Source organism: Thiolapillus sp., from assembly GCF_048562965.1.
Lineage (GTDB): Bacteria > Pseudomonadota > Gammaproteobacteria > Chromatiales > Chromatiaceae > Thiolapillus > Thiolapillus brandeum_A.
Genome location: NZ_JBHNMF010000229.1, coordinates 1 through 5,137, shown reverse-complemented (window position 1 = coordinate 5,137; position 5,137 = coordinate 1). Strand labels below are relative to the sequence as shown.

Genomic DNA, 5,137 nt, shown 5'->3' with positions numbered 1-5,137 from the left:
AGATGACGAGGCATTTGGCTATTTAGTGGAATACCCGATTGGGTTATTCATTCCGTGTTTCCCTGTAGTAGGGGCCCCACGTGGGCGGTAATGCCTCGCTCTGTGGCGCGCATTGGTGTAAATTCAGTGGATTAGATGTCTCGAAGTGGTGGGGGCATCGAGCGGTCGGAATCCATGCCCCCTGATCCCCCTGTCCCCATCCAATCTAGCATCAGGGGGCGTCGGCCAGGTCTACCTGTCTAATAAGCAGGTAATTGTCGTTTGCGAGCCTGATTTTGGTCTCTGCGGGTGGGCATATCTGCTTTGTCTGGTGAAGAGTCCCCTCTATGCTTTCGGTTTCTGCTTGTCTGTATAGCAGTTTGTTTATTGCCTCTACTTACGCTGGTGGAGTTTGGTCATTTCGGTTTTGCCTCAGTTGTGGTGAGTGAGGTTAGTCATCGAAGAACAATCTCATGAGCATTATCGTTCCTCCCAGTGCTCTTGTTGTTAGAGCTGTGATGGTGTCTCTTGATAAGCCCAGAGCTTTCAGCACACGGTCATTGCGTTGCGTCCATCCTCCTCTGGCGCCAACCGGTAGTCCGAAGACCTGGACTTCACTGATCTCAAATCGGTCCTTTACTTGGTCTTGGATACATGAGTATTTATCCTCTTTGCCGGTGGCGGCGTCATCTAGTGACTTCGAATCTTTCTCCCATATGACCGTTGGGTCGACTATCACGGCTTGCTCGTTCTTCACAAACACCAGGTCCGGTTTCAGCTTACCACTTGGCCCGTCGAAGACTGGCTCCCAGTGGGGCGTCCATCCGGCCTTCACGGCCTTGTTTGATAGGATCTTGCATAACGAGTCGTGCCGGAGGATTCGGCTTCTCTTCACTGATGGACACCATCCAGAGATGTGCCCGGTGGTTTCGACTGTCGTTCCGCAACGACGGCACTGAACGTTCTTCATGTTCGTGTAACGACTGGTGCATTCTCGGGTTGGGACACAGTTTGTTCTGAGCAATAGTGCACTGATGGCTTCGCCCTCTGTGTAGGTGCCTGCTCTTATCCAGGAGTTGCTTTCCCTGAAGCGCATCCAGGTGTCAGTTCCAGTTCCCTGGGTTCCTTGGTTGGCCCAGTATCTGCACCATTTCTCCTTCGGCACTGAGCTGTTTCCGTTTCCACGAGAAGTTTCATCGCTATCGTCAATTCCTGTGGGGGTTGTTGAACTTTTCTGGCTTGGCGGCACCGGTTTCCATTCTGGGTATTTCACGCACATGTCTTCCAGTGTTTTCCTTACCCCTAGACTTCGTGCTAGTCTCCTGATGGTCAGGCTCGGTGTTTGCCAGCAAAGTTTGTGCAACCCCTTAATCGTGAGGTCGGGTACCGCGTCCGAGAGGCACGTGATTCCCAGGCCCCCGTGCTTGGTCTTGGTGTACATGAGGGCGTTGGTCACTGCTTCAGGAAGGTGCAACAGTCGCTTGATGTGCCCTCGGATCTGAACATCGAGATCCTTTAGCATCGTCATGCTCGGTCTACTGTGCAGAATCCTGGCCTTGACACGCGGCAGGATCGTACCTCTCCATATTTCTAGGGCTTGGAAGGGCTTGAGTGGTGCGGCGGCCACGTTGCTTGCCCAGTCGTCTATCTGTCTTTTCAGGTTTGGGACGGTCATCCCTTTCCAAGGGCCGAACATCTTGCCCAGGTATCTCGTGGATTCTTCCGGTTTAATCCACGGAATCTGTTCTCCACCTACCATGTACGGGGCAGTGTTGTTTACTGTGAAGGTTTTCCCGTCCGACCTGATGTGGAAGACGTACGACTTCTTTACGTTTAGCCGCAGACCTACTCTGTCGCAATATGCTTGTACCAGCGACAGATTCCTTTCCAGCCCTTCTCTGGAGTTGGAGAGTACCGCAGTGTCGTCGGCATAGCCCAGGGCTGTGACCGACATATCCTCACATGTCCAACCAATGCCGTTGCGCTCTAGGCTGCAGAACAGTGGGTCGAGGCATACATTGAAGAGGATCGGAGACAGCGGGTCTCCCTGCTTAACCCCTTGGTTAATCTGGATCGGCCTTGTTTCACCTTCAGCTGCCTTGAAGGTCGTCGTGGCTCCCTCATACATGTCTTCCACGACGTTGATGAACTGATTGGGTATACCAAGGCGTATGAGGCCTTTCACTATCAGATCATGCGAAACGGTGTCAAAGGCCTTTGCTAGATCCAAGAAGGCTACGGCAAGGGTTCCTTTCCCCTTCTTCTGTTTCCTGATTGCGTGTTCTAGCAGAACTGAGTTTTGCTCTACTCCTGGGGCGGATATGAAACCCCGTTGGGCGGGATGGAGTGTGATGTTTCTTGTAAGCCTTTTTGCGAGGATCTTGGAATACAGTCTAAGCAGTACGCTGCTTATCGATAGCGGCCGCCAGTTGCCGATCTGGTCGAGGTTGGAGGTTCCTTTCGGTAGAAGTATGGATCTGCTTTCCTTTAACTTCTCTGGAACTTTTCCTGCCATTAGCCAGATGGTGTATACTCCGGCCAGGAATCCCGGTCGCTCTCCGACCTTTCGTTTTAGGTCCTGTACTGAGAGGCGGTCAGGTCCGGCGGCCGAGCCGGTTCGCATCGTACGCAATGCTGTCTTCACTTCGCTTTCGGACACTGCGTCTAGTATGTGTCCGTATTCGGCTGTTGCTGCTCTAGTGGTGCGCTTGCCCCGACGCCTCGAATCAGCACCGTCTGCGTTGTCCGCTTCCGTATGCTGGTCCCTTTTCTCCGGGGTTACTGGTGGCAGAGGGGGTTCCGAGTATGGTCCCGGGTAGTCCGAGAGGTCTACCGTCGGGCCGGCTCTCTCGAATCGTTCCACATATGTTTCCTCTATCACCTCCGGATCTATTTCGCATTTGGCGTCGGAGGCGCCGTCTAGGATCTGTCGTACAGCTCCTTTTCGGTTAGCCTTCCACTTCTGTTGCAAAGATCGATATCTTTCCATCCTCTCTTTGGCCTTCCCCCTTGGCCGTTTCTTTCTCACTTGGCGTATCTTGGTTTCTTTCCTAAAGCGGGCCTGCTTCCTCCCGCCGGTTTCGGACGGTTGGATTGATGAGATGTACTCTTCCAACAGTGTCTCGTGTTTTGAGTATGCTTGTTCCGCCTCTTGGTCTTTTGCTTCGTTCTGCTCCTCTTTGCTCTGTTGCACGATGCGGCCCAGGGCCGCTATCTCTCTCTCCGTGCTTTCTTCGGAGTCTTCGAGGCAGCAGAAGAGTTGTTCAACCGTGAGGTCGTTCATTCGCTCATCTTTGCCGGCAGGCGCTACCCGCTTAGTGTTTGCTTTTGGTACGTCTGGGTGTACCTCCGGTTCCCTTGTACACCCGTTTCGTGTAGTTCTAGACTCACCTGTTACAGAATTGTTGTCACCGTTTGCCTTTCGCTTATTGCCTGTGACTTCTGTTTGATGAGAGTGTCCCTCCACTACAGCACTTTGAAAACCCTTAGTCCTCTTCTTCGATGAGATCTGTTTCAGGGAGAATTCGTAACCGTTTTCCTTTAGGGCTGTTCTCACGATCTCGTGGAGTCCCTTTATGTCGCCCTGTTGGCGGAGTAGGTCGACGAATATCCCCGTCGCAGTTTCATCCCATCGAGTCTTAGGTTTGGGGGCTTCCTCCGGAGAGGTCGCTGGCGGTGGTGTTTGCGATTCGTCCGCCTTGAGGTTTGTCAATTCCCTTGCCACCCTTCTTTGTTCGCGCTTCCTTTCTGCCTCCCGCCTACCGGCGTTGATGCGCCGTTGGTTGGCCACATCAGGGTGGTGGTGCCTTTCGTGTTGAGACAGGCCCGATCTGGACTTGTATCGTGTTGTACATGTCTGGCACTGGAACGGGTAAGCGCCCGCTGAAGGGGGTCGCTTGATGGCTTTGCATCTGGGTGCGTGGCACTCCAGTCTGTGCACCTTGTCGAATGTCTCTTTGCATAGCCTGCATCTGAATAGTATCTCCTTTGTTCTGTGTGCATCAGTCAGGTGTGTTTTCAATATCCTGACCGTGTTGAACACTATCGAACATTTCGGGCATTGTTGCTGAGTGTTAGGGAGCTCGAGAAAGATCCCGTGCTCCTCGTCAAGCTCATCCAGGTTTTCCTGTACGGACAGGTCTGTCTGATTGCTTGGCATTGTCGTATCGTTCTCCACCAGATCTACTTCGGCTTCATCGTCACGATTCTCGGTGTGCGAGGGGTCAGCAACTAGGCCGAGGTGGTAGTCCAAATCTCCGACAGAGATGGGTCTGCCCTCGGCATACCACTGGTTCCCCTCCAGTGTCACTGAACCCGATGGGTTCGTCACCAATCCAGTACTTGTACTGGTTTCCCCAGCTGGTCCGTGGTCTCTACCGTCGACGCTTCGTTGCTCAGATAGAGACCTATTGGGCGTGCCCCAGCTTTCCTCCGTGGAGGTGATAGCTACACCCAAGGGCTGTTTGTGGGTGCCCACCCTGCGTTTATAAGTATATGTGCTCATTTTGGTTGTTTGTTTGGCCATTTATTTAGAGCTGTCTGGATAGCTCAGTTCCTCCGTGCAGGAAAATCTCACTCTGCACTTTGGGGCGTTTCCTTCCAGCCCTCTCGGGGGGGGTCGCACTTCGGCATGTCCTGACCCCTAAAGACTTTCCCGACACCGGCTTTCCCAGTGTCGGAGCCCGTCAGTTGGGCCACCCTTACATCGTTCAGTCAGTCACCGATGTGACTGTCCAGCGGGACCAGCGTGGAGGTATATGTAAGGATTTCCTCCTAAATATCGGTCGATCTAGCGTTGGACTTACAGCCGGAAGGCTCTGACGTGTACCAGTTACCCTAGCTACGAACCCGAAGGCTCGTATCCCAGTCTGCTCAACGCTTGGATCAGTCGTATCTAGGAGGCTTAGTAACTACCTTTTCTTCCTCTAAGTCATTGGCCTGAGGAGAACTCAGCCTGTTAGAGGTTGCCAGACTAGCCGCAGCTCGGAGCGCGATCGAAAGACGACCGTGTTGAGCGCTGGCCCACACGGTGTCTGGCTAAGAGAGTCATAGTTACTCCCGCCGTTTACCCGCGCTTGATTGAATTTCTTCACTTTGACATTCAGAGCACTGGGCAGAAATCACATTGCGTCAACACCGAGTGATGGCCATCGCAATG

At 53.1% G+C, this 5,137-nt stretch carries 1 protein-coding gene; it reads right to left on the bottom strand.

The features are described from left to right. Positions 1–430: 430 nt before the first annotated feature. Positions 431–4,231 (bottom strand): reverse transcriptase domain-containing protein, encoded by a 3,801-nt coding sequence (locus ACOCD2_RS11940; RefSeq protein ID WP_293652630.1) that lies wholly within the window; start codon positions 4,229–4,231, stop codon positions 431–433. Positions 4,232–5,137: the final 906 nt, after the last annotated feature.